We start from the raw sequence: 3210 nt of genomic DNA on the forward strand, positions 1-3210 counted from the left end.
GAGGACCAGTGCTCCTCGATGGCCTGGACGAACTCAGCGCGCACGAGCTTGGTGCGGGCCTCCAGGAATCCACCCTGGTCCCGGCGCAGGTAGAGGCCCTCCATGGGGGCCCGCGCGAGCCGGGAAGGGCCGAGGAGTTTCTGGACGTTGGCGAGGGAGAAGCGCCCTCGGGCAAGCTCGGGCACCCGGGCGAGGCCGAGCCGCTCGACCAGGGCATCGCGGCGCGCCGCGGACCAGAAGCGGCCCGACGCACGGTCGTAGACGTCGAAGGCGAGGAACCAGTCAGGGAGCGCGTCGTAGCGGACGCTGTGGACGGCGAAGCACCACTCCCCGAAGAGGATGAGGTTCTCCCCGAGCGCCTCGACGAGCCGCTCACGCCGGGCCTCCAGCCAGGGCCAGAGCGGCTGGAACTGGGGCGAGGCGCGGGTGCCCAGGAGGGAGCCACGGTTCTGCGCGCGCAGGTTGCCAGCAGGGTCGACGGAGATGCCGAGGTTGGCCCCATCCACCTTTTCCTCGACGAGCACCTCACCCGAGAGGAAGTCCCGGACCTCGGGAGGCGAGAGCACCTTGTCCTGGCGCGCGGGAACGGAAGAGAGCCACGCGAGGTGCGGAGTGTGCGGGAACTTGAAGAAGTCCGTCGAGCTCACTTCCCGTGCTTCTCCGCGTGCTTGGCCCGGCACCAGCCGTCGATGAGCTGCTCCACATTGATGCCGGCCTGCATGAGCGCGGCCTCGCAGTCGTACCAATCGGTGTCGCAGGCATTGACCAAGGAACTTGCCCCTGCATCCGCCAGTGCGACCGCGACGAACTTGCGATCAGACCTGTCCTTTACCTCGGTCCGCAGCGGCTCCGGCAGTTGCGCAGCCCCCCCTTCATCCAACTGGATCCGGTGGAATCGCGCGGTTTGAAGCTTCTCGATGACGACCTGATACCCGTAATCGTTCTTGCCGAGTTGCTTCTTGTACTCGCGCATGACCTCCCGCTGGGAGTCGAGCACGAGCAGACGCGACCGGTCCCTCCGGAACTCGCGTAACCACGCCAACACCGCCCGCTGCTCGGCCAGCGGCACATGGGGACTATCCTTGAACGGCGAGGAAGGATCGCCCGCGCTCGCCACGAGGAGCACGTTGGTGTCCAGCACATGGTCACCCGGAGGCACTCGGCTCCTCCTGCTCCATGCGACGAAGCATGGCGTCCATCTGCTCCTCTGTATCTCCGATGGCATCACCGAAGAAGTTTTCGGGCCAGTTGGAGATGCGCCCGTACTTGTCGACCTGAAGCTCCTCGATGGTGGACCCATCGGGCCCCGGCTTGCAGAAGTAGAGCGCCGTCTGCTCGGGAGCCAGCACGCCCTCCGCGATCCGGCGCTGGATGCGACGAAGGAAGTGCTCGGAGTGGCTCTCCACGAGGAGTTGTATGTTTCTCGGCCAGGACTGCTCTCGCATCTGGATGGCCTCGATGAAGAGGTCTGCGAGTTCGGACTGGGCGCGGGGATGCAGGTGGATCTCCGGTTGCTCGAAGATGAGGACAGAATTCGCTGCGACGTAGAAGAGCTGAACCAGCACCGGAAGAACTTGGGAAACCCCAAAGCCGACATCGACAAGGCTCACGGGCTTCCTGCTACCGGGAGTCTGAACGAGCACCTCGTATTCCTTCCGGTTTGGCGCAATTGGCTTGGCCGAGAACGATTCCAGGAGACCCATCCGCTTCAACCACCGCGCGATGAGTTCCTCGAAGCGAATCGGGTCCCCACCATCTGCCGGCAGGAGAACCTGATCACGAGCGGCCAGAATCGCTTCCACGACCTGTTCGCCGTAGATGCCGACATCCGGAGGTGTTGCTCCTGACCAAGCATACAGCCTCCTAGGCATCTGACGCAGCGGCCCCAGGTATCTAAGGGAGTCGAGTTGCTGAGTCAGAAGCAACGTCGCGTCGTCCGTGAACCCAGTCCCCGTATAGAAAACGCTCGTATCCAGGGGGAAACCATAGAAGTGAACAGGAGCCAGCTTCCTTTGAGGCAGTGGCGCCATGGGTGCTTCTGACTTCCTGGCACTCACGATCCGACCTGTGTCATCCCGGTGCCAGAACTCGTATTCCCCCAAGGCGGGGCTGTAGTCCATCCCCAGGGAAAACGCCGCCATGTGGCCCTTCCAGGGATTCACTTCATAGCGAAACATCCTGACACCGAGGGGCGCATTCTCCTCGGAAGTCCCTACCTTCGCCTGGAAGGTCACAACCATCCATCGTGGCTCGGTCACACCCACCAGCGGTAGATGCGGAACCTGCCACTCCAACTCGAAGCCAAGAGACTGCCGCGCATCGTGTGCGAACACCATCTCTGGCCAGATCCCCAAGTCGACGAAACTGCGACCATCCCCGCCGAAGTTCATGACCTGCTTGGGGTTCGGAGACTGCGCGGTCTGCTTCAGCATCAAGAGAAACTGGAGCAGGCTCGTCTTACCGGAGCTGTTGGGCCCGAAGAAGACGGTCAACGGCGCGAGGCGAATATTCCCCGTGTCCTTCCACGCCTTGAAGTTCTGGATGCGCAGCTGCGTGAACATGGCGTCGGGTTCTATCACCCCTCCAGTCCCAGCTCGCTCCGAAGTCCGGAGAAGTCCATCCGCTCTTCGACAGGCAGGCGCGCCTCCGCGTTCTCCAGCTCCTTGAGCAGCACATCCACCTCGTGACGCCCGGCCTTGGTACGCACCGCCTGGCGTGGGCTCTTGCCCTTCAGTGCCGGGAGGCCGGTGTCCAACCAGGTCGCGTAGTGGCGTGACTTGAACTCGCGCAGAGCCTCCAACAGCTCGGGGGAGGACGGCTCGCGTGGAGGTGGAGGTTGGCCCTCCATCGCCTCGCGCAGCTTCGAGGGCTCGGTCTCCTCGCGCGTGTGGCGGCTGAGGAGCCCATCGCACGCGGCCTCCACCCGGCGGCGCAGCTCGTCCGCGCGCTTCACCGAGTTCGTCTCCAGCCGCACCGTCTCCGCCTCCACATGCGCGCGGCCGACGACCGTGTTCTCCCATTCCCGGTGCATGGCATTCCCCTCCTTCAGGAAGGTGAAGTGGACCCCCTCCTCGTCCTCCTCCACCTCCACGCCCTCCCGCTTCGCGAGCGCCTCCAGCACCCGCGAGCGGGCCTCCGGCATGAGTTCGTAGCGGTCCTCCACGAAAACGAACGGCTCACCATCCGTGTTGTGCAACTCGGGGCCCCGCT

4 protein-coding genes are annotated in these 3210 nt (G+C 64.2%); all 4 read right to left on the reverse strand.

Annotated features, from left to right (window positions below):
* On the reverse strand, nucleotides 1-647 hold a 647-nt coding region (locus VF697_RS06825), incomplete at its 3' end, for an RNA ligase family protein (protein ID WP_331092683.1).
* Nucleotides 644-1141 (reverse strand): hypothetical protein, encoded by a 498-nt coding sequence (locus VF697_RS06830; protein WP_331092684.1) that lies wholly within the window; start codon nucleotides 1139-1141, stop codon nucleotides 644-646. The genes VF697_RS06825 and VF697_RS06830, both read right to left, overlap by 4 nt.
* 4 nt (nucleotides 1142-1145) lie before the next feature.
* Nucleotides 1146-2561 (reverse strand): AAA family ATPase, encoded by a 1416-nt coding sequence (locus VF697_RS06835; protein WP_331092685.1) that lies wholly within the window; start codon nucleotides 2559-2561, stop codon nucleotides 1146-1148.
* Nucleotides 2562-2575: 14 nt separating this feature from the next.
* A partial coding sequence (locus VF697_RS06840) for a hypothetical protein (RefSeq protein ID WP_331092686.1) occupies nucleotides 2576-3210 on the reverse strand: 635 nt, incomplete at its 5' end.

The sequence above is a fragment of the Archangium sp. genome, from assembly GCF_036388035.1.
In the GTDB taxonomy this organism is placed as follows: domain Bacteria; phylum Myxococcota; class Myxococcia; order Myxococcales; family Myxococcaceae; genus Archangium.

Coding starts and splice junctions, on each gene's coding strand:
- VF697_RS06835 (WP_331092685.1), bottom strand. CDS start 2,561: ATGTTCACGCAGCTGCGCATCCAGAACTTCAAGGCGTGGAAGGACACG.